Source organism: Nonomuraea candida (assembly GCF_000725485.1).
In the GTDB taxonomy this organism is placed as follows: domain Bacteria; phylum Actinomycetota; class Actinomycetes; order Streptosporangiales; family Streptosporangiaceae; genus Nonomuraea; species Nonomuraea candida.
Window position 1 is genome coordinate 38,481 of sequence record NZ_JOAG01000014.1, and the last position, 25,658, is coordinate 64,138.

A 25,658-nucleotide genomic window follows, 5' to 3' on the forward strand; every position below is an offset into this window, starting at 1 on the left:
CAACGGAGTGATCATGCGATTAACGCGTACGAGGATCGGCGCCCTGGCCGGCGCCCTCGTGGTGGCCTCGTCAGGGGCGGCGGCGGGCGCGGCCCCGGCGGCGGCGGACGTCTGCCCGGCGGCCACCGACCAGTGGCAGGTCGTCGATCTCGGCACGACCGGCCGCGCGATCGACATCAACGACCAGGGCCAGATCGCCGGCTGGATGCGGAACGCGGCCGGTCGCTCCTGGGCCGTCATGTGGGACGGCGGGCAGCGCGTCGAGGTCGGCAGCCTCGGAGGCCCGACGAGCGTCGCCACGGCGATCGACGAGGACGCCCGGGTCGTCGGCGAGAGCTACACGGCCCAGGAGAAGGGCCACGGCTTCCTCTGGGACGACGGCGTCATCCACGACCTCGGCAACTTCGCCTCGGTGACCCACGTCCACGACGTCGACCAGGGCGTCATCGTCGGCTCCCACATGAGGGTCCTGTCCAGCGGCCACCGGCGCAGCCAGGCGTACGTGATCGACAACGGCGTCCGCACCGACCTCGGCGTCGTCGCCGGCAGCGTGGCCTCCGACGTCAACGCCGGCGGCCAGATCGCCGGCACCCACCGCCGCACCGAGCGGGTCGGCCTTCCCGCCGACCAGCAGACCCAGCGCGCCTTCCGCTGGGCGGGCGGCGCCGTCACCGAGCTGGGCACGCTGGGCGGCAACTGGAGCCAGGCCACCGGCCTGAACGACCACGGGCACGTCGTCGGGGAGTCGGCGCTGGACGCCGCCGGCGTGGCCCAGGCCGGCTTCGTGTGGAGCGAGGGGGCCGGCATGCGCCGCATCGAGGACGGCGGCGGCGTGGCCCGGCCGACGGCCATCAACGACCACGGCACGATCGTCGGCACGCACGCCTGCGACCCGGCCGGCCCGTCCCACGCGGCGGTGTGGACCGACCCCGCGCAGGCGCCGCTCCGGCTGCCCGGCCCGCCGGGCGCCACGGCCACGGCCGCCAACGCCGTCAACGCGCACGGGGAGATCGCCGGCTACGCGGTGCTGCCGGGCAACGAGCCGCGCGCCGTGCTCTGGAAGCCGGTGAGCGCGCGGTAAGCCCTTTCCGGAGATCCGTTTGGCGGGGGCGGGAACCGGGCATGAGCGCGCACACGGAACGCAGTCCTGCCCCCGCGAGACGAGTCACCGTGAACACCTCCCCCCGCGCCGTCACCATTGCCGCCCGCCTGCCCGCCGCGCACGGCGCCGGCGTGGTCACCACCAGGGGGTACGCCCACGCCGGCGGGTCGTGGCGACCGCGTACGGACGCCCGGGACCCGAGGGCGCGCGCGTACGGAACCGGCGCGGTCCTCCCGGGGGAGCCCGAGGCCGCGGCGCGCGCGTGGCGCGGCGAGGAGGACGTGCCCGTGCGGGCGGGGCCGCGCGGGCACGCGGACGGGCGGGGCGTTCCGTAACCCGGCCAGACACGCCGACCCTGGAGGTCAGATGTCCGCCACACCGCCCCCCGCACCCCGGCCCGGCGAGCCTTCCCCCACACCCGGCTCCGGCGGTCCGCCCCACACCCCCGCACCCCGGCCCGGCGGGGCGTCCGGCGGCCCCTCGCCCGAGTTGCGGCGCGTCGTCCTGGGGGCGCTCGTCGGCACCGCCCTGGAGTGGTACGACTTCTTCATCTACGGCACCGCCGCCGCCCTCGTCTTCAACCGCCTGTTCTTCACCGAGTCCGACCCGGCCACGGGCACGATCGTGGCGTTCGCCACGTTCGGGGTGGGCTTCGTGGTGCGGCCGTTCGGCGGGGTGCTGTTCGGCCATCTCGGCGACCGGATCGGCCGCCGCTCCACCCTGATCGTCACCACCCTCATCATGGGCGTGTCCACCGGGCTCATCGGCCTGCTGCCCACCTACCCCGACATCGGGGTCTGGGCCGCCGTGCTGCTCACGCTGCTGCGCGTCTGCCAGGGCCTCGGCGCGGGCGCCGAGTTCGGCGGCGCGGCCACGCTGCTGGCCGAGCACGCCCCGCCGGGCCGGCGCGGCTACTACGCCTCCTACGCCCAGACCGGCGTGCAGATCGGCCTCGTCCTGGGCACCTCCGCGTTCCTGCTGGTCCAGCTCCTGCCCGAGCGCGATTTCCTGGCCTGGGGCTGGCGGCTGCCGTTCCTGGTGAGCTTCGCGCTGATCGCGGTGGCGCTGTACGTGCGGCTGCGGGTGGCCGAGTCGCCGGTGTTCAGGGAGCTGGCGCGGACCCGGGAGCTCGTCCGCCTGCCGATCAGGGACGCCCTGGCCCGCCACCCGCGCAACTTCCTCATCGGGGTCGGCGCGCACATCTGCGACACGGCCGTGGTCTACACGCTGGCCACCTTCAGCGTCGCGTACGCCACCGGGCGGCTCGGCCTGTCCAGCCGCACGGCGCTGCTGGGCGTGATCCTGTTCGGGCTGACCGTCATCGTGCTGCAACCCGTCTACGGCCACCTGTCGGACCGGGTGGGGCGGCGGCCGCTCAACCTGTTCGGCGTGGTGTTCGTGGCGGCGTACGTCTATCCGTACTTCCTGCTCGTCGACACCGGCGAGCCGGGGCTCGTGTGGCTGGCCATGATGCTCATGGGGGCCTTCGGCTTCGCGCCGCAGGTGGCCGTGCAGCCGGTGTTCTACGCCGAGCTGTTCGGGGCGCGGGTGCGCTACACCGGCTTCGCGGCCTCGCGCGAGCTGGGGGCGGCGCTGGCCGGCTTCTCGCCGCTGATCGGCGCGGCGCTGGCGGCCCGGCTGGACGGGGAGCCGTGGCTGGTGGCGGCCTTCCTCATCGGCACGGCGGTGATCTCGTTCGCCGCCTTCTACGCCTCGCGCGAGAGCAAGGACATCGACATCGCGGCCCTCGGCACACCCCACGACCCGCCAGGCAAGGAGCAGACATGGACATGAACGGCACGGTCGCCGTGATCACCGGCGGCGGCACGGGCATCGGCGCCGCCGTCGCGGAGAGCCTGGCCAGGAAGGGCGCGGCGGCCGTGGTCGTCAACTACTCGCGCTCTGCCGCCGCCGCGCGGGCCACCGTCGCCCGGCTGGCGGAGCTGGGCTGCAAGGCCGAGGCGGTGGCCGCCGACGTGTCGGACGACGCCGCCGTGCGGCGGCTGGCCGAGCGGGTGCGCGCCGACCACGGCCGGGTGGACATCCTGGTCTGCAACGCGGGCACGACCGCGTGGGTGCCCTTCCCCGACCTGGAGGCGCTCACCGACGAGGTGTGGCAGCGGATCTTGGGCGTCAACCTGATGGGCGCCTTCTACTGCGCCCGCGCCTTCGCGCCCGCCCTGCGGGCGGCGCGCGGCGCGATCGTCAACGTGGCCTCCGTGGCCGGCCTGCTGGCCACGGGCTCCTCCATCGCGTACGGCGTCAGCAAGGCCGCCCTGATCCAGCTCACCCGCGACCTGGCGGTGGCGCTCGGCCCCGAGGTCAGGGTGAACGCCGTCGCGCCCGGCCTCGTGGCCACCCGCTGGCACATCGACCGGGTGGGGGAGCAGGTGTTCTCCGAGATGGCCGCGAAGGAGAGGCTGAAGGCGCCGCTGCGCCGCACGGCCCGGCCGGAGCACATCGCCCAGCTCGTCACCGCGCTGCTGGAGTCGGACCTGCTGACGGGCGAGGTGCTGGTCGGCGACGGCGGCCGCCACCTGCAGTACTGACCCAGGCCCGCCCGCCCCGCCGCCGGCCCGCGCCACGGGGGCCGGACCGCCCCGGACCCCGGACCCGGACCCCGGACCCGGACCCCGGGACCTGGTGTCAGCCGCCCAGGGCGGCCGACACCAGGGAGCGGGCCTCCTCCTGGACCCGGGCCAGGTGGTCGGGCCCCTTGAAGGACTCGGCGTAGATCTTGTAGACGTCTTCTGTCCCCGACGGCCGGGCCGCGAACCAGGCGCTGCCCGTCGAGACCTTCACCCCGCCCAGCTTGGCCCCGTTGCCCGGCGCCGACGTCTGCACCGCGGTGATCGGCTCGCCCGCCAGCGAGGAGGCCGTCACCTGCTCGGCCGACAGCTTGCCGAGCACGGCCTTCTCCTCGCGCGTGGCCGGCGCGTCCACCCGCGCGTACGCGGGCTCGCCGAACCGCCCGACCAGCTCGCGGTAGTGCGCGCTCGGCGAGCGGCCGGTGACGGCGAGGATCTCCGAGGCCAGCAGGGCCAGGATGATGCCGTCCTTGTCGGTGGACCACACCGAGCCGTCGCGCCGCAGGAAGGACGCGCCCGCGCTCTCCTCGCCCCCGAACCCCAGCGACCCGTCGAGCAGGCCGGGCACGAACCACTTGAAGCCCACCGGCACTTCGTACAGGCGCCGCCCCAGGGACTCGGCCACCCGGTCGATGATCCCGCTGCTGACCATGGTCTTGCCCACGCCGGCGTCGGACGGCCAGCCGTCGCGGTGCGTGTAGAGGTAGTCGATGGCCACGGCGAGGTAGTGGTTGGGGTTCATCAGGCCGCCGTCGGGCGTGACGATGCCGTGCCGGTCGGCGTCGGCGTCGTTGCCGGTGGAGATGTCGTAGGCGTCGCGCGCCCCGATGAGCGAGGCCATCGCGTACGGCGACGAGCAGTCCATCCGGATCTTGCCGTCCCAGTCGAGCGTCATGAACCGCCACGTCGGGTCGACCAGCGGGTTGACCACGGTCAGGTCGAGCCGGTGCCGCTCGGCGATCTCCCCCCAGTAGGCCACGCTCGCCCCGCCCAGCGGGTCGGCCCCGATGCGCACCCCGGCCGACCGGATCGCGTCGAGGTCGACGACCGCGGGCAGGTCGTTCACGTACGTGCCCAGGAAGTCGTAACGCCCGGCCCGTCCGGCCGCCGTCGTGTACGGCACCCGGCGCACGCCCTTGAGGCCGTCCTGCAGCAGCCGGTTGGCGCGGTCCTGGATCCAGGTGGTCGCGTCGGTGTCGGCGGGACCGCCGTGCGGCGGGTTGTACTTGAAGCCGCCGTCGCCCGGCGGGTTGTGCGACGGGGTGACCACGACGCCGTCGGCCAGGCCGGAGGCGCGCTCCCTGTTGTGCCGCAGGATGGCGTGGGAGACGGCGGGCGTGGGCGTGTAGCCGTCGCGCGTGTCGATGAACACCTCGACGTCGTTGGCCGCGAACACCTCCAGCGCCGACACCCGCGCGGGCTCCGACAGCGCGTGCGTGTCGATGCCCAGGAACAGCGGGCCGCCGGTGCCCTGCGACCGCCGGTATTCGCAGATGGCCTGGCTGGTGGCCACGATGTGGTCCTCGTTGAACGCCGTCTTCAGCGACGACCCGCGATGCCCCGACGTGCCGAACGCCACCCGCTGCGCCACCTCACCGGCGTCGGGGTGGAGCGCGTAGTAGGACGTCACCAGCCGGGCGACGTCGACGAGGTCGGAGGGCCGGGCGGGCTGTCCCGCGCGTTCGTGCGTCATGTGAGTCACTTTACAAATCCAGTCCGGCCCGGCGGGTGACCGCCCTGCGAGGTGGGGAGATACATTCGCGTCAGCCACCAGAACGGAGTTCTGTTCCATGCGTTACGGATACTTCCTCGCGGAGCCTCAGGGGCCCGACCCGATCGGCGAACTGCGCGACCAGATCACCCGGGCGGCGGAGGACGGCTTCGCCTCCGCCTGGCACTCCCAGATCTTCGGCCTCGACGCCATCACCGCCCTGGCCGCGGCCGGCGCGCAGGCGCCGCCCATCGAGCTCGGCACCTCCGTGGTGCCGACCTTCCCGCGCCATCCGGCCGTGCTGGCCCAGCAGGCCATGACCGCCAACGCCGCGCTCGGCGGCCGGTTCACGCTCGGCATCGGCCTGTCGCACCAGATCGTCATCGAGAACACCTACGGCTACAGCTTCGAGCGGCCGGGCCGGCACATGAAGGAGTATCTCGACATCCTGATCCCGGCCTCCCGCGGCGAGCGGGTCGACTATCGGGGAGAGACGCTCAAGGCCGACATCACGCTCAGCACGCCGGGCGCGGGCTTCCCCGTGCTGGTGGCCGCGCTCGGCCCGCGCATGCTCAAGCTCGCCGGCACCGTCGCCGACGGCACCGTGCTCTGGATGACCGGCCCGAAGACGGTCGCCGAGCACGTCGCGCCCACCATCACCGCCGCCGCGGCCGAGGCCGGCCGCGAGCCGCCCAGGATCGTCTGCGCGCTGCCCGTCTGCGTCACCGACGACCGCGAGGCCGCCGTCGCGCGCGCCAACGAGATCTTCGCGGTGTACGGTCAGCTCCCGTCCTACCGTGCCATGCTCGACAGGGAGGGCGCGGCCACCCCGGGCGACGTGGCGATCATCGGCGACGAGGAAGCGGTGCTGGCCAAGCTCGACGAGCTGCGCCGGGCGGGGGTGACCGACTTCGTCGGCTCGCCGTTCTCACAACGCGAACGCACCCGAAACCTGCTGATCGGCGCGGCTAAGGGCTGATCCACCGACATCTCAATAAACTCCGGCAAGGTGAAGCGCGTGCTACAGGGCATCGATGTGTCGAACTGGCAGGGCACCGTCGACTGGGCCGGCCATGCCGAGGCGGGCGTCGGCTTCGCCTTCGCCAAGGCCACCGAGGGCGGCGACTACACCGACAAATGGTTCGCCCGCAACTGGAACGGCATGCGCGAGAGCTGGATCGTCTGCGGGGCCTACCACTTCGCCCGGCCCAAGGGCGACCCCATCGAGCAGGCGCGCCACTTCCTCGGCGTGATCAGGTCGGCCGGCGGGCTGCGCCGCGGCGACCTGGTCGCGCTCGACCTGGAGACCAACGACGGCCTGCGGCCGGCCCAGGTCGCGAGATACGCGCGCCGCTGGTGCCACCACGTCGAGCGGCACGGCGGCGTGCGGCCGTTCATCTACACCTTCCACGCGTTCGCGAGCGACGGACACTGCGCCGGGCTGGCCGAACACCCGCTCTGGCTGGCCAGCCCGGAGAGCCCGCGCGGCCGCCCGCCCGTGCCCGCGCCCTGGCGCGACTGGACCATCCACCAGTACGCGCACAGCCCGATCGACCGCAACGTCTTCCACGGGACGCGGCAGGAGCTGACAAAGCTGGGGTTTCACCCGCGATAGCATCGGTGCCTACCGTCGAACCTGCCTCGGTGCCGGGCATCGAGTGCGATCCACAGGGAGTCATCGTGTCAGCCGAGCTACGCATCACCCTCGCCGGAGCCGAGCGTGTGGTCGCGGCCGGCACGACGGCCGGGCAGGCGCTGGAGGCCGACGGCCGCACCGTCATCGCCGCCAGGGTCAACGGCGAGCCGCGCGACCTGGCCCACCCGCTGGCCGAGGGCGACGCCGTGGAGCCGATCGAGATCTCCAGCGACGAGGGCCGGGCGATCGTGCGCCACTCCACCGCCCACGTCATGGCGCAGGCGGTGCAGGAGCTGTTCCCCGAGGCCAAGCTGGGCATCGGGCCGCCCGTGGAAAACGGCTTCTACTACGACTTCGACGTCGCGCAGGCGTTCAACCCCGACGACCTCAAGCGCATCGAGAAGCGCATGCGGGAGATCGTCAAGCAGGGGCAGCTCTTCTCCCGCAGGCCCGTCTCTGACGACGAGGCGCGGGCCGAGCTGGCGGCGGAGCCGTACAAACTGGAGCTGATCGGGCTCAAGGGCGGCGCGGCCGAGGAGGAGTCCGTCGAGGTGGGGGCCGGGCAGCTCACCATCTACGACAACCTCGACGCCAAGACCGGCGAGCTGTGCTGGAAGGACCTGTGCCGGGGCCCGCACGTGCCCTCCACCCGCTCCATCCCGGCCTTCAAGCTCATGCGCTCCGGCGGCGCCTACTGGCGGGGCAGCGAGAAGAACCCGCAGCTCCAGCGCATCTACGGCACCGCGTGGGAGTCCCGCGACAAGCAGGACGAATACCTCAAGCTGCTTGAGGAGGCCGAGAAGCGCGACCACCGCAAGCTGGGCGCCGAGCTCGACCTGTTCAGCTTCCCGCCGGAGCTGGGCAGCGGCCTGCCGATCTTCCATCCCAAGGGCGGGATCATCCGCAAGGAGATGGAAGACTACATGCGCAGGCGGCAGGCCGAGGCGGGCTACGAGTTCGTCAACACCCCGCACATCACCAAGTCCTCGCTCTTCGAGACCTCCGGCCACCTGCCGTGGTATGCCGACGACATGTTCCCGGCCTTCGAGCTGGAGGGCGTCGACTACCGCGTCAAGCCGATGAACTGCCCGATGCACAACCTGATCTTCCGGGCGCGCGGGCGTTCCTACCGCGAGCTGCCGCTGCGGCTGTGCGAGTTCGGCTCGGTCTACCGCTACGAGAAGTCCGGCGTGGTGCACGGGCTGACCCGCGTGCGCGGCATGACGCAGGACGACGCGCACATCTACACCACGCGCGAGCAGATGGCCGACGAGATCAAGTCGCTGCTGAGGTTCGTGCTCAGCGTGCTGCGCGACTTCGGCCTGTCCGACTTCTACCTGGAGCTGTCCACCCGCGACGACTCCGAGAAGTTCATCGGCGACCCGGCCGAGTGGGAGGAGGCGACCGAGGCGCTGCGCCAGGTCGCCACCGAGTCCGGGCTGACGCTCAAGGACGACCCGGGCGGCGCGGCCTTCTACGGCCCCAAGATCTCCGTGCAGGCCAAGGACGCCATCGGCCGCACCTGGCAGCTGTCCACGATCCAGCTCGACCTCAACCAGCCCAAGCGCTTCGGCCTCGAATACCAGGCGGCCGACGGCTCGCGGCAGACCCCGGTCATGATCCACCGGGCGCTGTTCGGCTCCGTGGAGCGCTTCCTCGGCGTGCTCACCGAGCACTACGCCGGCGCCTTCCCTCCGTGGCTGGCCCCGGTACAGGTGGTGGGCATCCCGATCGCCGAGGCCCACGTGCCCTACCTGCACGACGTCGCCAAGAGGCTGCGCGCGAGCGGCATCCGGGTCGAGGTCGACGCGGCCGACGACCGCATGCAGAAGAAGATCCGCAACGCGCAGAAGGCCAAGGTGCCGTTCATGCTGCTGGCCGGCGATGACGACATCGCCAACGGCGCGGTGTCCTTCCGCTACCGCAGCGGCGAGCAGAAGAACGGCGTGCCGGTGGACGAGGCCATCGCCGAGATCGTCAACGCGGTCGAGCGGCGCGTCCAGGTCTGAGCCGCGTCACGGTCCAGATCCGAGCCGGTCTGGGCCGGTTGCGGACCAGGCCGGCGCGGCCCGGGCGGGCCGCGCCCATCGGGCGGGCCCGCGCCGTCCGGCGGCGTCCGCCGTGGTCCGCGCCGAATGGGCGATTAGCGGGGAAACAGGCGGAATGTCACTGCGGGGCGGTCGCCGAACCGTTTCGCCGAGTCCTTCACGTAACCCTCGATCAGGTCGCGGGCGTAGGTCTCCGGGTCCTCGTCGGTGAGCGCCTCGATGTAGGAGCGGTGCTCCTGGAGCGAGCGCACGCCCCGCTCCAGGCCGGAGGTGACGTCCACGGCGTGGGTGGGGGAGTCGGTGCCGTTGACCGCGACCCAGCGGACGCCGTTCCAGGGTTCGGCCTCGATCTCCGGAAATATCCACCTGTTTCCGGCGTCACCGACGGCGTCCATCGTGGCGCGGCCGACGGCGACGTGGTCCGGCGTGTTCCAGTACGTGCCCTCCCAGGTGTCGGCGAAGTTGAGGGTGATCACGAGTTCGGGGCGGTGCCTGCGGATCGCGGCGGCCAGGTCTCTCCGCAGCGCGACGCCGTACTCGATCACCCCGTCGCGGTGGTCGAGGAACTCCACGTCCGCCACCCCGACCACGGCCGCGCTGGCCCGCTCCTCGCGCTCGCGGACCGGCCCGGCCACGGCGGGCGCGAGCGTGTCGATGCCCGCCTCGCCCCGGGAGGCGATCAGGTAGGAGACCTCACGCCCCGCGTCGGTCCAGACGGCCACCGCCGCCGCGCAGCCGTACTCGAGGTCGTCGGGATGTGCCACGATGGCCAGCGCCCGCTGCCAGTCGTCAGGCATGGGCTCGAGCTGATCAGTCATGGCTATCATCCTGGCAGGCGTGGCAGGGGGACGGGCCGGAAGATTCGACGCACTGCGCGACGGAGGCGACGACATGCGGCGCGGAGACGAGCACGGCCACCACGGGGACGAAGGCGTTCGGCGCGGGGAGCCGGGGGCGTTCGCCGAGCTGGCGGAGGCGCATCGGCACGAGTTGCAGGTGCACTGCTACCGGATGCTCGGCTCCTACACCGACGCCGAGGACATGGTGCAGGAGACCATGTTGCGGGCCTGGCGGCGGCGGGAGACGTTCGAGGGGCGCTCGACGTTGCGCGCCTGGCTCTACCGCATCGCCACCAACGCCTGCCTCGACCTGCTGTCCGGCCCGGCCCGCTCCCGGGAGATCGCGACCGACGTGCAGGAGGGCCCGGCGTCGGGGGCGCGGTCGCCGTTCGCCGAGGTGCCGTGGTTGCAGCCGTACCCCGACCGGCTGCTCGACCTGGCCGCGCCCGCGGAGGGCCGGCCCGAGGCCCTGACGGTCGAGAGGGAGACGATCGAGCTGGCCTACCTGGCGGCGATCCAGCACCTGCCGCCGCGCCAGCGCGCGGTGCTGATCCTGCGCGACGTGGCGGGCTGGCCGGCCGAGGAGACCGCCGACGCGCTGGAGCTGAGCGTGCCGGCCGTCAAGAGCGCGCTGCAGCGGGCGCGCGCCACGCTGCGCCTGCACCTGCCCGCCCGGCGGGCCCAGTGGGGCCCCGCCACCGCGCCCACCGGGGAGGAGCGCGCCGTGCTGCGCCGCTACATGGAGGCGTCGGTGGACGGCGACCTGTCGGCGCTGGCCACGCTGCTGCGCGAGGACGCGCGCCAGACGATGCCGCCCGCCTCGGCCGTGTACGACGGCCGCGCCGCCATCCTCGACATGTGGCGCCCGGTCCTCACTGGCCCGCAGGCGTGGGGCGACTGGAAGGCCCTGCCCACGCGCGCCAACCGGCAGCCGGCCGTCGCCAACTACGTACGCCGCCCCGGCCACCCCCGCTACACCGCCGTCAACATCGACGTGCTGCGCGTCGAGGACGGCCTGATCGCCGAGATCACCACGTTCGGCCCCGGGCTGCACGCCGCCTTCGGCCTGCCCGCCGAACTCTGAGCGAGAAAGTCCGCCGCGGACCGATTCCTTTCCCGCCCCGGCGCCGTCATACGGGCGTACGCCACTTCGAGAGCAGAGGATGCGATCATGAGCGAGCACGTGGACACCCAGCTCAAGGCCCTGGACCGGCTCGTCGGCACCTGGAAGGTCACCGGTGCGGCCGAGGGCACCGTGACCTACCGGTGGATGGAGGGCGGGCACTTCCTCATCCAGGACGTGGACCTCGGCGAGGGCGCCTCCCGCGTCAAGGGCACGGAGATCATCGGCAGGAAGCGGCCGTACGGCTCCGACGAGCCCAGCGAGGACATCCACTCCTGGTACTTCGACACCAACGGCGCGACCCTGGCCTACGTGTACCAGGTCGAGGGCGACACGCTGACGATCTGGGCGCACAAGAAGGACTCCGGCGCCTGCTACCGCGGCACGTTCAGCGCCGGCGGCACGAGCGTCACCGGCGCGTGGGAGTACCCCGGGGGCGGCGGCTACCCCTCGAACATGACGCGGATGAGCTGACCCGGTGTCAGGACGGGCCTTCCTCCCGCCGGGGCCGCCCGGCCCCGGCCGGGAAGCGGGCCACCGGAACGAAGCCGCCCACGGCGCCGCCGATGCCGAGGCCGAGGGCGCGTCCACGACACGGGGCCATGGCGCCGGTCACGGTGCCGCCCGCGACGGCGGGGCCCTGGTGCCGGTCACGGTGCCGGTCATGGTGCCGGTCACGGTGCCGGTCATGGTGCCGGTCACGGTGCCGGTCATGGCGCCGAAAGGGCACGCCGTTCGCCCGGGGTCCTATGCTGCTAGATATGCACGATCAGGCAGGGGCAGGGGCCCCCGACAACTTCCAGCGTCTGTGGACCCCGCATCGCATGGCCTACATCAAGGGCGAGAACAAGCCGACCGGCACGGGCCCGGGCGACGGGTGCCCGTTCGACGCGATCCCCAAGATGAGCGACGAGGACGGCCTGATCGTCAAGCGGGGAGAGGTGGTCTACGCCGTGCTCAACCTCTACCCGTACAACTCCGGCCACCTGATGGTGGTGCCCTACCGGCACGTGTCCGACTACGACGAGCTCGACGCCGCCGAGGTGGCGGAGCTGGGGGAGTTCACCCAGCGGTCGCTGCGCGCGCTGCGCAAGGCCAGCGGCGCGCAGGGCTTCAACGTCGGCATGAACCTCGGCCACGTCGCGGGCGCGGGCATCGCCGCTCACCTGCACCAGCACGTCGTGCCCCGGTGGGGCGGCGACACGAACTTCATGCCGGTCGTCGCCCAGACCAAGGTGCTGCCGCAGCTACTCCGCGACACCCGCCAGCTGCTCGCCGACGCCTGGGACTGACTCGCTCCGGTGGCGCAGCGCGCCGATGCCGGTGGCCAGCAGCAGCGGCACGGCCAGCGCCAGCGCCATGGACAGCACGGCCGCGCCTGAGTCGTTGACCAGCATGCCGACCACGCCGCTGACCAGCGTGCCGATCAGCCCGGCGCGCAGCGCGGGGGAGTGCTCGAACGCCGCCGGCACCACCCCCGCCGACGCCTGCTCGGGCCGCAGGATCGCGTAGACGAGGAACGCCACCGCCGCGATCACGATCGGCATCAGGTTGGGGCTCAGCAGCGTGGACAGCATCGCCTGCAGCTTGCGCCAGATGACGTCGATCGCCTCGCCGGTCAGCACCTGCCCCACGAACCTGCCCAGGTGCGACTGCTCGTCGGGCGGCCGCAGGTAGTTGAGCCAGGCGAAGCCCATCACGATCACGCCGCCCGCCACGCAGAACGCGCCCAGCTTCACCAGCGAGACCCGCTTGCCCGACAGGATCAGCGCGGTCACCGCGATGCCCGGCACGAACGCGATCACGCCGCCGAAGTCGCTGCCCATCCCGGAGCCACCCAGCACCATCACGAACGCCCCCAGCCCGACGATCGCCGCCACGCCCACCTTGCCCGGCCAGCGGTGCGCGATCACCGTGGTGGCCAGCAGCGTGCCGGTCGCCAGCAGCGCGAACGGGATGTTGCCCAGCCCGAAGTAGCGGGCGCCCTGCTCGGCGCTGTAGCCCATGAAGCTGTTGAGCTGGAGGGTGGTGCCGGTGAGCAGGTCGCCGACGAGGGTGAGCGCCGTGACCGCGGCGACCACGGCCAGCGGGCCGAGCGGCCGGCGCCGCCACGGCCCGGCCAGCGCCAGCAGGGTGATCGCGGCCCACCAGGCCGCCATGCCGCCGAACAGCTCCAGGTGGTTGTCCCAGGGCAGCAGGTTGACCAGGAACGAGGTGACCGGCAGGGCCGCGAGGGCCACGGCGGCGCGGCGTACCCAGGGCAGGACCCTGCGGCGGCGCAGCAGCAGGAAGGCCAGCACGTAGAACAGCACCTGGAGCACCGCCAGGCCGGTGAAGTAGGCGCCCTTCGCCGAGCGCATCGTCTGTGCCGTGGCGTCGGCCTGCCGCAGCCGCTCGAACGTGGCGCCCTGGTCGCCCACCCGCAGCGGCACGCCCACCACCGTGGCCGGCACCGCCACGCCCGCCTTGGCCAGCACGGTCGCGGTCAGGTCGGTCAGGATCGAGATGTCCTCGCGGCGCGTGGACGGCGTGCCGAGCACCCGCCCCTGCGCGCCCGGCTCACGCAGCGCCGCCACCCGCAGGTGGGGCACCGAGCCGTGGTCCGACAGTCCCGCCAGCAGCACCGTCGTGCCCGCGGGCAGCACCGACAGCAGCGCGCCCGCCTTGGTGTCGGCCAGCCGCAGCGCCTCGCGCCGCTCTTCGGGGGTCAGCTTGTCGGGCACCTTGGGCAGCCGGCCGGGCTCGCCCGCCAGGTAGGGCTGGACGAGGTCGTCCACGTCCATGGCGACCACCGGGCACGTCGCCAGGTCGGCGGTCCCGACCTGGAGCGGGGAGCCGTGGTAGCGGGTCACCGCGCCCTGCCGGTCGGCCAGCGCCAGGGCGGCGCCGGGACCGATCGCGATCGAGCACTTGCCCGCCGCCTTGAGCGACTCGCCCAGCGTGCCCGCCGTGTGCTGCCCGGCCACGTCGATGAGGTAGCGGTAGTCGGGGATGACCGCGCCCTCGCCCCTGGCCTCGGGCGCGGGCGGCGCGCCGCAGGCGTAGCCGACGGCCGATCTCGTGCCCGCCGACACGGTCAGCCAGCCGTCGTACGGGCAGGTGATGTTGCCGACCGTGCGGACCGACAGCGAGCCGATCGCGCCGGCCCGGGCCAGCGACCACAGGTTGGGCGTGCCGGACGGGGTCAGGTCGTTCCAGTGCAGGCCGGGCACCCCGATGAGCGCCACCGGCCCGCCGTCCCGGACGTCCCCGCCGCTCGCCCCGCCGGCGCTGCCCGTGACATCCACGGCGCCCGACATGGTGGCCGGCATGGTGGCCGGCGCGGGGGCGGCGGCCGCGCTCGCGGTCCCGCCGGACAGCCCTTGACCGACCACCATCTGACCGACAATCGCCTGACCGACCAGCACGGCCAGCACGACCAGCGCCCGCCTCACCCCGATGACCTCCCACGATCGCAGAGTTTCCGTGGCACGGCGGAGCTAGGTAGTGCTAGGTCGTGTTCCGGCGCCACCAGACGCGACCTACCCTCTCATGCGCGGCGGGTGCCGGAGGCCGTCTTCGGCCCCCTGACGGCGATCCGATCCGTCGATCGCCCGGGCCCTCCCGCTCCCGGACCGGGTCCGGCGCGGGTCAGTCGTCCCCGCTCCCCGGCCGGGGCCGGGTGGGCCGGGCGTCCCCGCTGTCAGGCGGAGACCGGGGTGAGCCAGTCGAGGTGGCGCTCGTCCCGGCCGTGCACCGCGGCGTCGTAGGCGCCGGCCAGCAGCGTGGTCACCGGCCCCGGGTCCGCGCCCAGCTCGCGGCGGTCGATCGAGCTGACGTGGACGACGCCGGCCCCCGTGCCGCACAGGAAGATCTCGTCGGCGGCGTACAGGTCCGAGCGCATCAGGTCCTGCCGGACCGCGCGCAGCCCGAGGCCGGCGGCCAGCCGTTCGACGGTGTCCTGGGTGATGCCGTCCAGCGCGCCCGCGCTCGACGGCGGCGTGGCCAGCACCCCGTCGCGGACGACGAAGAGGTTGGCGCCGGTGCACTCGCCGACGTAGCCGGCGGCGTTCAGCAGCACGGCCTCGTCGTAGCCGGCGTCGAGGGCCTCGTGCTTGGCCAGCACGGAGTTGAGATAGGGGCCGGTGGCCTTGGCCGCGGTGGGCACCACCGTGTGGTCGTTGCGCCGCCAGGAGCTGGTCATCAGCCGCACGCCCGCGGCCAGCAGCGGCCCCCAGCTCCAGCTCGCGATGGACACCGCGGTCGGGCAGCCGCGCGCCGAGATGCCCATCTCGCCGTAGCCGCGGGCCACGAGGTGGCGGATGTAGCAGGACGGGTGCCCGTTGGCGCTCACGGTCTCCAGCGTGGCCGCGCGCAGCTCCTCCACCGTGTACGGCAGCGCCAGCCCGATCATCCGGGCACTGCGCACCAGCCGCCGCAGATGGTCGTCGAGCCGGAACACGGCCGGCCCCCGGGACGTCTCGAACACCCTGGTGCCCTCGAAGACGGCGGTGCCGTAGTGCAGGGCGTGCGACAGCACGTGTACGCGCGCCTCACCCCACGGCACCAGGCTCCCGTCCATCCAGATGACCTTGGCCTCCTCCACCCCGCACTCCCCTCGTAAGTGGCCCACTTCTATCCCAGCAGTTGGGCCAGTTTGCCGGTGAATGGCACAGTATCGGGATAATGGTGGCATGGGAAGGGAAGATGGAGGCATGGAAAGGGAAGACAGCCTCGTCACGCTCGTCCGGGACCGGCTCCGGCTCCACCAGGGCCCGCCCAGCCGCCGCCTGGCCGGCGCGCTGGCGGACCTGGCCCAGACCGGCCTCATCGTCCCCGGCACCCGGCTGCCGTCGGAGCGGGACCTGGCCCAGGCGGTCGGGGTCAGCAGGGGGACGGTGGCGGCGGCGTTCAACGCCCTGTGCGAGGAGGGGCTGTGCGAGCGGCGCCACGGGAGCGGCACGTACGTGCTCGGCGCGCCCACGTTCGGCGGCCTGCTGCAGCCGGGGGCGGGCTCAGTGCCCGCGGACCTGTCCACCTCGGTCGTCCCGGACCCGTCGCACCTGGTGCTGCCGCCGCTCGACCCGGCCGACCTGCTGCGCGCGCCCAGCGGGCACGGCTATGACGCGATGGGCGACCCGCGGCTGAGGGCCCTGCTCGCGACCCGCGCGCCGGCGTCCATCCCGGCGTCCATCCCGGCGTCCATCCCGGCCGCAGGACCGGCGTCCGGGCCGGCTTCAGTACCGGCGTCCGGGCCGGCTTCAGGACCGGCGTCCGGGCCGGCTTCAGGACCGGCGTCGATCCTGGTCACGGCCGGGGCGCAGCAGGGGATCGACCTGGCCGCGCGCGTGCTGGTGCGGCCCGGCGACCGCGTCCTGGTGGGCGATCCGGCGTACGGGGGCGCGCTGAGCGTGTTCCGGCGGGCGGGGGCGTACGTGGCGGCCGTCGATCTCACCTCGCCCGCCGCCGTGGAGGCGGCGCTCGCCCGGCACCGTCCCGCCGCCGTCTACGTGGCCTGCGTGGACAACCCGACCGGCGCCGTCCCGCCGCTGCGGCACGTCGCCGAGCTGGCCGCGGCCGCCGGGGTGCCGCTCGTCGAGGACCGCACCCTGGCCGACCTCGTGTACGACGGCACGCCCTCGCCCGAGCCGCTCGCCACCGCGCACCCGTACGGGACGGTCACGGTCGGGTCGTTGTCGAAGGTGTTGTGGGGCGGGCTCAGGGTGGGCTGGGTGACGGCCGCCGAGCCGCTGCTGGCCCGGCTGACCGAGGCCAAGGTGGACGCCGACCTGGCGACCAGCGTCGTCGCCCAGCGCCTCGCGGCCGACCTGCTGGAACGCAACCCCGTCGGGCCGTGGCTGGCCGAGCTGGACCGGCGCAGGGAGCACTGCCTGGCCGCCCTGGCCGCGCACCTGCCCGAGTGGACGTGGACGCGCCCGGCGGGCGGGCTGTCGGTGTGGGCGCGGCTGCCCGGCACGGACACGGACCGGTTCGCGGCGGTGGCGCGGGAGCACGGGGTGGCGGTCGCGCCCGGCTCGTTGTTCTCCCCGGACGGCCGCCACCGCGACCGCCTGCGCCTCAGCTTCGCCCTGCCGCCCGACCTGCTCGGCCAGGCCCTGTCCGGCCTCGCCCGCGCCTGGCACGCCTACCGCGCCTGACCCGCCCGGGCCTGCGCTCCGGCGGGCGGTGCGGGGTCAGCTCGCCTTCACCTTCACGGCCTTGCTCTCGTTGCCGAGCCGGTCGACCGCCGTGACCAGGTAGGTCCCGGGCGCCTTCACCGTGTAGGAGGGCTGCCCCACCACGGCCACCAGGTTGCGGGCGTCGGTGGTGTGGCAGTCCTTGCCGGACTTGGGCACCTGGTAGACGGCGTAGGACCGGGCGCCGGGCGAGGCCGTCCAGGACAACTGCCTGCCGGACGCCTTGACCCCGGCGGGCGCGGCGGGAGCCTGGCCGCCACGCTCCTTCATCAGCGGCGGCAGCGCCGGCCGGGCGTAGTAGTTCTTCACCACCCGGTCCAGGGCCCCGAGCGGGTTGGACAGCAGCTGCTTGGCGCTGAAGTAGACCTCGCCGTCCACCTGCTTGCTCGCCCGGTTGACGCCCACCTGCGCGGCCAGCTCGCCCGGTCTGGTCCAGGCCCGATCGTCCCGGGTGCCGACCCGGTAGAGGCCCTGGCCGATGTAGAGCTGCACGTCGCTGCCCTTGACCTCGCCGGACCACCAGCGGACCAGCGTGTTGTAGTCGGCCGCGCTGTGCCCGCGCGGCCAGTAGAGCTGCGGCAGCACGTAGTCGACGGTGCCGGCCTTGATCCAGGCGCGCGCGTCGGCGTAGATCGAGTCGTACGCCGACATGCCGTTGGTGCTCGACCCCGTCGGGTCCTGGGCCTTGTTGCGCCAGATGCCGAACGGGCTGATGCCGAACTTGACGTGGCTCTTCGCGTCGTGAACGGCCTTGTCGACCTGCTTGACGAGCTTGTTGACGTTGCCCCGCCGCCAGTCGGCCAGCTTCTTGCCCTCGCCGTGCTCGCGGAAGGCGGCGGCGTCGTCGAACTTCGCCCCGGCCACCGGGTAGGGGTAGAAGTAGTCGTCGAAGTGCACGCCGTCGATGTCGTAGCGGTTGACCACGTCGGTGATGACCTTGACCACGTGCTCGCGCACGGCCGGCAGGCCGGGGTTGTAGTAGAGGCGCCCGCCGTATTTGACCGTCCAGTCGGGGTGCTGCCTGGCCGGGTGACCGGCGGGCAGCTTGGCGACGTTGTCGCCGTAGGAGGCGCGGTAGGGGTTGAACCAGGCGTGGAACTCCATGCCGCGCTTGTGGGCCTCGTCGATGAGGAACGGCAGCGGGTCCCACCCGGGGTCCTTGCCCGCGGTGCCGGTGAGGTATTGCGTCCACGGCTCCAGGGAGGACTTGTAGAGCGCGTCGGAGGCGGGCCGCACCTGGACGAAGAGCGCGTTGAGGTGGCGCTTGGCCGCGGTGTCGAGGATCTTGACGTATTCGGCCTTCTGCCGCTCGGGGCTCAGCCCGGCCTTGGACGGCCAGTCGATGTTCTGCGTCGTGGCGATCCACACCCCGCGCAGCTCGCGCTTCGGATGGCGGGCGTCGGCCTGGCAGGGCGCGGCGGCGGGCGTGGCGGCGGGTGTGGCGACGGTCGTCTTCTTCTTGCTCGCTGCGGGGCTCTCCCCGGCGCCGGGGCCGAAGACGTAGGCGGCGGTGGTGGTCGCGACCGCGAGCGCGGCAGCGGCCAGAAGTGGGCGTCCAGTTCGCATAGTGCTCACCAGTCTGGCATCCGCACGGCCATGGTCGTCACCAGAAACCGAAATCAAGTCGTGACGCATTTGTGACATATACCCATGGCTGGGCCGGGAGGGACATTTTCCCTCCCGGCTCTTCCATCGCCCGGGGCCGGGCGGCGATCACTCCGTGGCCGTCACCTTGCTCGCCAGGTTCGGCGGCAGCGGCTCATAGCGCAGGAACGTCCGCGTGAACGTGCCGGTCCCGTGTGACATAGATCTCAGATCGATGGCGTACCGGGTGATCTCCAGCTCGGGCACCTCGGCCTTGACCAGGGTGCGGCCCGTGCCGACCGGCTCGGTGCCGAGCACCCGCCCGCGCCGCGACGACAGGTCGGACATCACCGAGCCCACGTAGTCGTCGGCCACCAGCACCGACAGCTCGTCCACCGGCTCCAGCAGCAGCGTCGGCACCTTCGACGCGGCCTCCTTCAGCGCGAGCTGGCCCGCGATCTGGAAGGCCATGTCGGAGGAGTCGACGGAGTGGGCCTTGCCGTCGTACAGGGTGACGCGCACGTCCACCATCGGGTAGCCGGCCACGACGCCCCGCTCCATCTGGGCGCGCACGCCCTTCTCCACCGACGGGATGAACTGCCGCGGCACCACGCCGCCCACGATCTTGTCCACGAACTCGAAGCCCCCGCCGGAGGGCAGCGGCTCGACCTCGAGGTGGCAGATGGCGTACTGGCCGTGGCCGCCGGTCTGCTTGACGTTGCGGCCCATCGCCTGGCACTTGCCGCCGAACGTCTCGCGCAGCGGCACCCGCAGCTCGATCCGCTCGACCTCCACGCCGTGGCGTTTGGACAGGCGGTCGAACAGCACGTCGGTGTGCGCCTCGCCCATGCACCACAGGACGAGCTGGCGGGTCTCGGCGTTGTTCTCCAGGCGCAGCGTCGGGTCCTCGGCCACCAGCCGGCCGAGCGCCTGCGACAGCTTGTCCTCGTCGGCCTTGGACTTGGCCCTGATGGCCACCGGCAGCAGCGGGTCGGGCATCTGCCAGGCCGTCATCAACAGCGGGTGATCCACGTCGGAGAGCGTGTCGCCCGTCTCGGCGCGCGCCAGCTTGGCCACGGCCACGATGTCGCCCGCGATGCCCTTGGCGGCGCCGCGCTGCTGCTTGCCCAGCGGGCAGGTCAGCGTGCCGACCCGCTCGTCCACGTCGTGGTCCTCGTGCCCGCGGTCGGCCAGGCCGTGACCGGAGACGTGCACGGTCATGTCGGGGCGCAGCGTGCCGGAGAAGACGCGGACGAGGCTGATGCGGCCCACGTACGGGTCGCTGGTGGTCTTGACGACCTCCGCCACGAGCGGCCCGTCCGGGTCGCACGTGATGCCCTTGACCGGCTTGCCGGACAGGTCGGTGATCTCGGGCATGGGATGTTCGAGCGGCGAGGGGAAGCCCTGCGTGATGAGCTCCAGCAGCTCCTGCGCGCCCACCCCGAGCCCGCTGCACAGCACCGGGTAGAAGCTGCCCCGGGCCACGGCCTTCTCCAGGTCCTCGATCAGCACCTTGGTGTCGATGGGCTCGCCCTCGAGGTAGCGCTCCATGAGCGACTCGTCCTCGCTCTCCTGGATGATGCCCTCGATCAGCACGCCGCGGTGCTCCTCGATCTGCGCCTGGTAGTCCGCGCCCGGGTCCTTCTCGGTGCGTTCGCCCGTGGCGTAGTTGTAGAACTTTTGCGTCAGAAGCCCGATCAGCCCGTTGACGTGACCGTTGGTGATCACCGGGAGATAGAGCGGCGCGACGCCGTCGCCGAAGGCGTCCTGGCAGGTGGCCAGCACCTCGTCGAAGTCGGCCCGCTGGTGGTCGATCTTCGTGATCACGACCGCCCGCGGCATGCTCACCTGCGCGCACTCCTCCCAGAGCATGCGCGTGAGCCCGTCGACCCCGTCGGAGGCCGACACCACGAACAGCGCGGCGTCGGCGGCGCGCAGCCCGGCGCGCAGGTCGCCCACGAAGTCGGCGTAACCCGGCGTGTCGAGAAGGTTGATCTTGATGCCTTTGTGCACCAGGGGCGCCACGGCGAGGTTGACCGACCGCTGCTGCCGGACCTCCACCTCGTCGAAGTCGCTGACCGTGTTGCCGTCCTCGACCCGTCCCGGGCGCTGAATGGTGCCCGTCGCGGCCAGCAGCTGCTCGACGAGGGTCGTCTTACCCGCTCCTGAGTGGCCGACCAGCACGACATTGCGTATCGCATCCGCCCTGTCGGCCGCGGGTGCCCTGCCCGCGGCTCCCACGGCGCCTCCCGAGTGTCTTTCCGCCACATCGCCTCCCGCGTCGTCGCTTCCTGTCGACGCCGCGCCCGCGCGGAAGGGTGCTGGAAACCGCATGGACGCGGTGTGTTCACCAAATACCCCTGTGGCGGATATCACAAGGGGGGCGGGGCAAAGAAAGTTGCCAGACGCGTCATGGCCTACGATCGGACCGCGATGCTCAAACTCCTGCGCCCGGCCATGACCCGGATACTCACCCCGCTGGGCAGGGCACTCGTCGGCCGCGGGATCGGCCCGAACGCCGTCACGGCGGTCGGCACCCTCGGCACCGTCGTGTCCGCCCTGCTCTTCTTCCCCCTGGGACAGCTCACCTGGGGGGCCCTCGTCATCACCGTCTTCGTGCTGTTCGACCTGCTCGACGGCGTGGTGGCCCGGCTCGGCGGAAAGGGGGGCACCACCTGGGGGGCCTTCCTCGACTCCACGCTCGACCGGGTGGCCGACGCCGCCATCTTCGCCGGTCTGATCTTGTATTTCATCTCCAGGGACGACACTCTGATGGCCTCGGTGACGCTGGTGTGCCTGATCGCCGGCGCCCTGGTCTCCTACGCCAAGGCCAGGGCGGAGGGGCTGGGGCTCACCGCCGACGTCGGGCTGGCCGAGCGGCCGGAGCGGCTGGTGGTGGCGCTGGTCGCGGCCTGCTTCTCGGGGCTGGGAGTGCCGTACATCCTGGCCGCGGGCATGTGGCTGCTCGCGGCGGCCAGCGTGATCACCGTGGGACAGCGGGTGGTGGCCGTCCACCGGCAGGCGAGGCAAGTCGAGCGGGGGGAGAGATGAGCGAGAAGGTCTCGATCGGCGACCGCGTGGTGGCCGCCGGGTTCGCGGCGGGCTGGCGGCTGGTGCCACTGCTGCCGCAGCGGCCGACGGCCGCGGTCTTCCGGTTCCTGGCCGACCGGGTCTGGAGCAGGCAGGGCAAGTCCGTGCGCAGGCTGGAGTCCAACCTGGCCAGGGTGACGGGGCTCGACGTCGGCAGCAGGGAGCTGCGCGAGCTCACCCGGGCCGGCATGCGCTCCTACTTCCGCTACTTCCACGAGATCTTCCGGCTGCCGTCCATGGACCGGTCGGAGATCGTGCGCCGCACCCACGTCATCGGCGCCGAGCACGTCCACGACACCGTGGCGGCCGGCCGGGGCGTCGTGTTAGCGCTTCCGCACATGGGCAACTGGGACCAGGCCGGCGCCTGGCTGGTGGGCGTGGGCCACCCGTTCACCACGGTGGCCGAGCGGCTCAAGCCCGAGTCCCTGTTCCGGCGCTACGTCGCCTTCCGCGAGGGCCTGGGCATGGAGGTGCTGCCCCTGACCGGCGGCGACGGCCACAACTTCGGCACCCTGGCCACGCGGGTGCGCAAGGGCGGCGTGGTGTGCCTGCCGGCCGAGCGCGACCTGACCAGGAGCGGCGTCGAGGTGCGCTTCTTCGGCGCGACCACCAAGGTGCCCGCCGGGCCGCCGCTGCTGGCCGTGCAGACGGGCGCGGCGCTGCTGCCCGCCGTCGTCTACTTCCAGGGCGACGACTGGGGCATCCACATCCACCCGGAGATCCCCGTGCCCGCCGAGGGCACCCGGCAGGAGAAGGTCGCCGTCGTGGCCCAGGGCATGACCGACGTGTTCGAGAAGGGCATCGCCGAGCATCCGGAGGACTGGCACATGTTGCAGCGGCTCTGGCTCGAAGACCTGGAACCCCGATGAGGGTCGGCATCGTCTGCCCCTACTCGTGGGACGTGCCCGGCGGGGTGAAACAGCACATCGACGACCTCGCCCAGGCGCTCATGGCGCAGGGGCACGACGTGTCGGTGATCGCGCCCGCGGCCGACGACGACGAGCTGCCCCCCTACGTGACGGGGGCGGGCCGGGCGGTGCCGGTGCCGTACAACGGGTCGGTGGCGCGGATGTCGTTCGGGTTCCTGTCGGCCGCGCGGGTGCGGCGCTGGGTGCGCACGGGCGACTTCGACGTGCTGCACATCCACGAGCCGTTGATCCCCAGCCTGGGCGTGCTGGCCTGCTGGGCGGCCAAGGGGCCGATCGTGGCGACGTTCCACGCCTCGTTCACGCGCTCGCGGGCCATCGCGGTGGCCGAGCCGCTGCTGCGCAGCGCGCTGGAGAAGCTCAGCGGGCGCATCGCGGTCTCCGACGCGGCCCGCAAGAGCCTGGTCGAGCAGTTCGGCGGCGACACCGTGCTCATCCCCAACGGCGTCACCGTGGCCCGCTACACCGAGGCCGAGCCGCTCGACGGCTGGGGCCCCGACGGGGCCACGCTGGGCTTCCTGGGCCGGATGGACGAGGAGCGCAAGGGCCTGCCGATCCTGCTCGACGCGTTCCGGACGCTGGCGGCCGAGCGGCCCGACGTGAAGCTGCTCATCGCCGGCCCCGGCGACGAGAAGGACGTCTTCGACCGGGTGCCGAAGGAGTTCCGCGACCGGGTCACGGTGCTGGGCATGGTGAGCGAGGCCGACAAGATCCGCGCCTACCACTCGGTCGACGTGTTCGTGGCGCCCAACACGCGCGGCGAGAGCTTCGGCATCGTGCTGGCCGAGGCGATGGCGTCGGGGGCGACGGTGCTGGCCAGCGACATCCCGGCCTTCCGCCGGGTGCTGGGCGAGGGGCAGGCGGGCGCGCTGTTCGTCAACCGCGACCCGGCCTCGCTGGCGCGCGAGGCCGCCGCGCTGCTCGGCGCGCCCGAGCGCCGGGCCAAGCTGGCCGCCGAGGCGCTGGTGGCGGTCAGGAAGTACGACTGGTCCACGGTGGCGCGCGACGTCGTACGCGTCTACGAGACCGTCACCACCAGCGGCGCGGGCCGCGTGGAAGAGGACCTTTGACCGTGGTTCCGTTGACCGGGATCGCGCACGGTCGCGTGGAGGAAGACCTGTGACATCGACCATGATCGTGCTGATCGTGGGCATCGTCGTCGTGCTCACGGCCGTCTACATCTCCTGGCGCGCGGGCCGGCTCGACCGCCTGCACCTGCGGCTGGAGCTGGCCCAGGAGGCGCTGGACGCGGCGCTGATGCGGCGCCGCGCGGTGGTGCTGGAGCTGGCGGGCTCGCGCCTGCTCGACCCGGCCACGTCCCTGGTGCTGGCCGCCGCCGCCCACGAGGCCAGGTCGGCGGGGCCCGAGGAGCGCGAGCACGCCGAGAGCGACCTGTCGCGCGCCCTGCGGGCCGTGGTGGACCAGGAGAGGTTCAGGGAGAAGCTGGCGGAGTCGCCCGGCGGCCGCGAGCTGCTGGAGGAGCTCGACACGGCCGTGGCCAAGGTGGTCTACTCGCGGCGCTTCTACAACAACCACGTAGCGGTCACCCGTACGGCCCAGCGCCGCTGGCTGGCCAGGACCCTGCGCCTGGCGGGGCACACGGAGTACCCGCGTTTCTTCGAGATCGATGACAATCCGCCGGCAGCTATGGCAACTGAATGACCTGATTTAGGGAAGCCAGTAAGCTTCATCCCGTTTTCGGGCTGAAGCGAGGAGAGTTACAGGTGCGGCTACCCCGAGTGATCACGGTCTGTCTGGCCGGAGCGGCCGTGCTGCTGCCCCTGGCCGCCTGCTCCTCGGACGAGCCCGCGGCCGGGCAGGCTCCGCAGGCCGCCGCCACGGAGACGCCGTCGAGTCCGGAGCCCGAAGAGGTCAAGGCGCACCCGTTCACGGGCATGCCGTACGAGACGCTCAAGCCCGTGCTCGCCGTGAAGATCGAGAACACCGCCGCGGGCAAGCCGCAGCTCGGGCTCAAGAGCGCCGACATCGTCTACGTCGAGCAGGTCGAGGCCGGGCTGACCCGGCTCATGGCGATCTTCTCCTCCAAGCTGCCGCCCAAGGTGGGGCCCGTGCGCAGCGCGCGCATCTCCGACCTGCACATCGCCCCGCAGTTCGGCAAGCCGGCCTTCTCCTACTCCGGCGCGCAGACCAAGATGCTGCCGTTCATCGCCGAGGCGTCCCTGTACGACGTGGGCGACACGCGCAACCCCGGCGCGTACTTCCGCCAGCCCGGCCGGTTCGCCCCCTACAACCTGTTCGCCAACACCAAGCAGCTCCTGGCCAAGGCGCCCAGGGCGAGCAAGGCCAAGGACGTCGGCTTCACCTTCGGCGACGCGCCGGCCGAGGGCGGGGTGGAGCGCAAGTCGTACACCGTCAAGTGGCCCGCCGCGCGCCTCACCTTCGCCTGGTCGCAGGCGAAGGAGCAGTGGCTGATCTGGCAGGACGGCAAGAAGAACATGGCGGCCGAGGGCGGCCAGCTCGGCGCGCCGACGATCGTCATCCAGTACACCAAGACCGAGCGCTCCCAGTTCCACGACAAGAACGACAGCTACACGCCGCTGGTGCACACCACCGGCAAGGGCTCGGCGATCGTGCTGCGCGACGGTAAAGCTTTCAAGGCGCGCTGGGAACGGGAATCGGAGGAGAGCGGCACGACGTTCACCACTGAGAGCGGCGAGCCGATGAACTTCGCCCCGGGTCAGGTCTGGGTCGCCCTCGCAAGCCGCAAGCCCGTCATCCCGTGACGCCTGCCTGTACAGGTTTGGCGCTAAATCCTGACATCTTGGCATGTCGGGGGAGGGGTCCCGCAGGACCTACGATGGGGTTGACAAACCT

The 25,658-nt window shown here is 72.5% G+C and carries 22 protein-coding genes; 16 read left to right on the forward strand and 6 right to left on the reverse strand.

Annotated features, from left to right (window positions below; translation table 11 throughout):
* Positions 1-13: 13 nt before the first annotated feature.
* From IO39_RS14500 to IO39_RS14515, 4 genes are all read left to right on the forward strand, one after another.
* Entirely contained in the window at positions 14-1,081 is a 1,068-nt protein-coding gene (locus tag IO39_RS14500) for a hypothetical protein (protein ID WP_157548333.1), read from the forward strand.
* Between the two features lie 89 nt (positions 1,082-1,170).
* Entirely contained in the window at positions 1,171-1,437 is a 267-nt protein-coding gene (locus tag IO39_RS14505; RefSeq protein WP_043621991.1) for a hypothetical protein, read from the forward strand.
* Between the two features lie 31 nt (positions 1,438-1,468).
* A complete protein-coding gene (locus IO39_RS14510; RefSeq protein WP_084772857.1) occupies positions 1,469-2,896 on the forward strand; it encodes an MFS transporter in 1,428 nt (475 codons plus the stop codon).
* A complete protein-coding gene (locus IO39_RS14515; RefSeq protein WP_043621994.1) occupies positions 2,887-3,651 on the forward strand; it encodes an SDR family NAD(P)-dependent oxidoreductase in 765 nt (254 codons plus the stop codon). Before IO39_RS14510 ends, IO39_RS14515 begins: the two co-directional genes overlap by 10 nt.
* Positions 3,652-3,748: 97 nt before the next feature.
* On the opposite strand, the gene pgm is transcribed toward IO39_RS14515, so the two are convergent.
* Positions 3,749-5,383, reverse strand: a complete 1,635-nt coding sequence (gene pgm, locus IO39_RS14520) for a phosphoglucomutase (alpha-D-glucose-1,6-bisphosphate-dependent) (RefSeq protein ID WP_043621997.1) — start codon at positions 5,381-5,383, stop codon at positions 3,749-3,751.
* Between the two features lie 97 nt (positions 5,384-5,480).
* Between pgm and IO39_RS14525 the strand changes: the two genes are divergently transcribed.
* The 3 genes from IO39_RS14525 to thrS all read left to right on the forward strand — a co-directional run bounded on the left by IO39_RS14525 (position 5,481) and on the right by thrS (position 9,046).
* A complete protein-coding gene (locus IO39_RS14525) occupies positions 5,481-6,380 on the forward strand; it encodes a TIGR03564 family F420-dependent LLM class oxidoreductase (protein ID WP_043622000.1) in 900 nt (299 codons plus the stop codon).
* 30 nt (positions 6,381-6,410) lie between these two features.
* The gene (locus IO39_RS14530) at positions 6,411-7,016 is read left to right on the forward strand and encodes a glycoside hydrolase family 25 protein (RefSeq protein WP_169789067.1); all 606 of its coding nucleotides are present in this window, start codon (positions 6,411-6,413) and stop codon (positions 7,014-7,016) included.
* Between the two features lie 65 nt (positions 7,017-7,081).
* Positions 7,082-9,046, forward strand: coding sequence for a threonine--tRNA ligase (thrS, locus tag IO39_RS14535; RefSeq protein WP_043622002.1), 1,965 nt, complete (start codon positions 7,082-7,084; stop codon positions 9,044-9,046).
* 134 nt (positions 9,047-9,180) lie between these two features.
* Here the strand turns inward: thrS and IO39_RS14540 are convergent, their stop codons facing one another.
* Positions 9,181-9,903, reverse strand: coding sequence for a PIG-L deacetylase family protein (locus IO39_RS14540; RefSeq protein ID WP_043622007.1), 723 nt, complete (start codon positions 9,901-9,903; stop codon positions 9,181-9,183).
* A 19-nt stretch (positions 9,904-9,922) separates the two neighbouring features.
* On the opposite strand from IO39_RS14540, the gene IO39_RS14545 reads away from it, so the two are divergent.
* From IO39_RS14545 to IO39_RS14555, 3 genes are all read left to right on the forward strand, one after another.
* Positions 9,923-11,008 carry an RNA polymerase subunit sigma-70 gene (locus IO39_RS14545; RefSeq protein WP_245641968.1) on the forward strand — a complete coding sequence of 362 codons (1,086 nt, stop codon included), beginning with the start codon at positions 9,923-9,925 and terminating at the stop codon, positions 11,006-11,008.
* A gap of 87 nt (positions 11,009-11,095) precedes the next feature.
* A complete protein-coding gene (locus IO39_RS14550) occupies positions 11,096-11,521 on the forward strand; it encodes a hypothetical protein (RefSeq protein WP_043622010.1) in 426 nt (141 codons plus the stop codon).
* A 287-nt stretch (positions 11,522-11,808) separates the two neighbouring features.
* Complete coding sequence (locus tag IO39_RS14555; protein WP_281200083.1) at positions 11,809-12,339, forward strand: HIT family protein; 531 nt, start codon at positions 11,809-11,811, stop codon at positions 12,337-12,339.
* On the opposite strand, the gene IO39_RS14560 is transcribed toward IO39_RS14555, so the two are convergent.
* Complete coding sequence (locus tag IO39_RS14560; RefSeq protein ID WP_157548335.1) at positions 12,295-14,481, reverse strand: hypothetical protein; 2,187 nt, start codon at positions 14,479-14,481, stop codon at positions 12,295-12,297. The genes IO39_RS14555 and IO39_RS14560 overlap by 45 nt on opposite strands.
* A 248-nt stretch (positions 14,482-14,729) precedes the next feature.
* On the reverse strand, positions 14,730-15,632 hold the full coding sequence (locus tag IO39_RS14565; protein WP_245641969.1) for a branched-chain amino acid transaminase: 903 nt from the start codon (positions 15,630-15,632) through the stop codon (positions 14,730-14,732).
* A gap of 109 nt (positions 15,633-15,741) precedes the next feature.
* Between IO39_RS14565 and IO39_RS14570 the strand changes: the two genes are divergently transcribed.
* On the forward strand, positions 15,742-17,184 hold the full coding sequence (locus IO39_RS14570) for an aminotransferase-like domain-containing protein (protein WP_043622017.1): 1,443 nt from the start codon (positions 15,742-15,744) through the stop codon (positions 17,182-17,184).
* 36 nt (positions 17,185-17,220) lie between these two features.
* Here IO39_RS14570 and IO39_RS14575 read toward each other — a convergent pair whose 3' ends face one another.
* The gene (locus tag IO39_RS14575) at positions 17,221-18,789 is read right to left on the reverse strand and encodes a glycoside hydrolase family 10-like protein (RefSeq protein WP_043622021.1); all 1,569 of its coding nucleotides are present in this window, start codon (positions 18,787-18,789) and stop codon (positions 17,221-17,223) included.
* Between the two features lie 147 nt (positions 18,790-18,936).
* Positions 18,937-21,075 carry an elongation factor G-like protein EF-G2 gene (locus IO39_RS14580; RefSeq protein WP_043622024.1) on the reverse strand — a complete coding sequence of 713 codons (2,139 nt, stop codon included), beginning with the start codon at positions 21,073-21,075 and terminating at the stop codon, positions 18,937-18,939.
* A 144-nt stretch (positions 21,076-21,219) separates the two neighbouring features.
* On the opposite strand from IO39_RS14580, the gene pgsA reads away from it, so the two are divergent.
* From pgsA to IO39_RS14605, 5 genes are all read left to right on the forward strand, one after another.
* The gene (gene pgsA / locus IO39_RS14585) at positions 21,220-21,858 is read left to right on the forward strand and encodes a phosphatidylinositol phosphate synthase (protein WP_084772865.1); all 639 of its coding nucleotides are present in this window, start codon (positions 21,220-21,222) and stop codon (positions 21,856-21,858) included.
* Complete coding sequence (locus tag IO39_RS14590) at positions 21,855-22,766, forward strand: phosphatidylinositol mannoside acyltransferase (protein WP_043622027.1); 912 nt, start codon at positions 21,855-21,857, stop codon at positions 22,764-22,766. The genes pgsA and IO39_RS14590 overlap by 4 nt, the downstream gene beginning before the upstream one ends.
* Positions 22,763-23,893 carry a glycosyltransferase family 4 protein gene (locus tag IO39_RS14595; protein WP_043622031.1) on the forward strand — a complete coding sequence of 377 codons (1,131 nt, stop codon included), beginning with the start codon at positions 22,763-22,765 and terminating at the stop codon, positions 23,891-23,893. Before IO39_RS14590 ends, IO39_RS14595 begins: the two co-directional genes overlap by 4 nt.
* 49 nt (positions 23,894-23,942) lie before the next feature.
* Positions 23,943-24,485 carry a hypothetical protein gene (locus IO39_RS14600; protein ID WP_063765274.1) on the forward strand — a complete coding sequence of 181 codons (543 nt, stop codon included), beginning with the start codon at positions 23,943-23,945 and terminating at the stop codon, positions 24,483-24,485.
* A gap of 62 nt (positions 24,486-24,547) precedes the next feature.
* Positions 24,548-25,567, forward strand: coding sequence for a DUF3048 domain-containing protein (locus tag IO39_RS14605; protein WP_043622036.1), 1,020 nt, complete (start codon positions 24,548-24,550; stop codon positions 25,565-25,567).
* The last annotated feature ends 91 nt before the right edge of the window (positions 25,568-25,658 follow it).